Origin of the sequence: Mycobacterium sp. E2733 (assembly GCF_001667585.1) — a bacterium.
Lineage (GTDB): Bacteria > Actinomycetota > Actinomycetes > Mycobacteriales > Mycobacteriaceae > Mycobacterium.
This window is the reverse complement of record NZ_LZJZ01000141.1, coordinates 1-1,242: the sequence shown is the minus strand read 5'-3', so window position 1 is coordinate 1,242 and position 1,242 is coordinate 1. Positions and strand designations below refer to the sequence as shown.

Below are 1,242 nucleotides of genomic sequence, written 5' to 3'. Positions count from 1 at the left end.
AGTTGTTGGTGCGGGGTCGGCCTTTGTCGAGGTGGGGTGGTGGGATCCATTCGGTTCGGCCCTTGGCGTTGGTGCGGGTCGTCCATCCGCTGGGTTTGATGAGGCGGTGATGGGGTCCGCAGGCGAAGGTGAGATTGTCGATGTCGGTGCGCCGGGATTGGGCGTAGTCGGTGACGTGGTGGACTTCGGAGAGGTAGCCGGGCACCGTGCACCCGGGTGCCGAGCAGCCGCGGTCCTTGGCATACAGCACAATTCGCTGTCCGGGGGAGGCCAGCCGTTTGGTGTGATAGAGCGCCAGGGGCTTGGCGTTGTCGAAGACGGCCAGGTAGTGGTGGGCGTGGCGGGCCAGCCGGATCACATCGCTCATCGGCAACCGGGTGCCGCCGCCGGTGCGGCCGGTGCCGGCGGCGGCCTGTAGGTCTTGCAGCGTGGTCGTGATGATGATCGAGGCCGGTAACCCATTGTGCTGGCCCAGTTTTCCCGAGGCCAGCAACGCGCGCGAGGCCGCCAGCAGTCCGTCATGGTTGCGTTGGGCGGTGCTGCGGGTGTCACGGTCAATCGCATCCTGGCTAGGGGCTCCATCGACACAGGGCACGTCGTCGAGCGGGTTGCACATGCCGGGTGCGGCCAGTTTGGCCAGCACCGCCTCCACGGGGGCGCGGGCTTCTGGGGTGAGCAGGCCGCGCAGCTCCGACATGCCATCGGGGCCTTGTTTGCCCAGGGTTAGGCCGCGGCGCCGAGCGCGGTCGGCGTCGGTGTAGGTGCCGTCGGGGTTGAGGCAGTCGGCCACGTGCTCGGCGAGCTGGGCCAGCTGTTCGGGCCGAAAGTGGGTGCCCGCCGCGGCCAGGTCAGCCTCGACGGCCTCGCGGGTCGCCACATCGACCCAGCCCGGCAGGTGGTGAAAGAACCGACGGATCACCGCGACCTGCCCGCCGCCCAGTTTCCCGTCGCGCTGGGCGGCGGCGGTGGCGGACAGAATCGGTGCCCGCGGTTCGCCGGTCAACCCGTGGCGCGGCCCCAGGTCGGTGGCCTCTTTGACCCGCCGGGCGGCTTCGGCGCGGCTGATCAACGTCGCCTCGGCGATCGCGTGCGGCAGGGTGCCGCCCACCTCTTCGGGACTGGCCTGGCGGGCGAGGTTGTTGATCAGCGGGTGCTCCACGGCCGGCAGCTGCCGGCGCGCCCTCTCACAGCGCTCCAACATCACCAGCTGCTGCCGGACAGTCAACGCCTCCACCGGCAACG

At 70.0% G+C, this 1,242-nt stretch carries 1 protein-coding gene; it reads right to left on the bottom strand.

Translation table 11 applies throughout. From position 1 onward, the window contains the following. Positions 1-1,242 (bottom strand): HNH endonuclease signature motif containing protein (locus A5678_RS26210; RefSeq protein ID WP_197502255.1); only part of this gene is annotated, 1,242 nt, incomplete at both ends.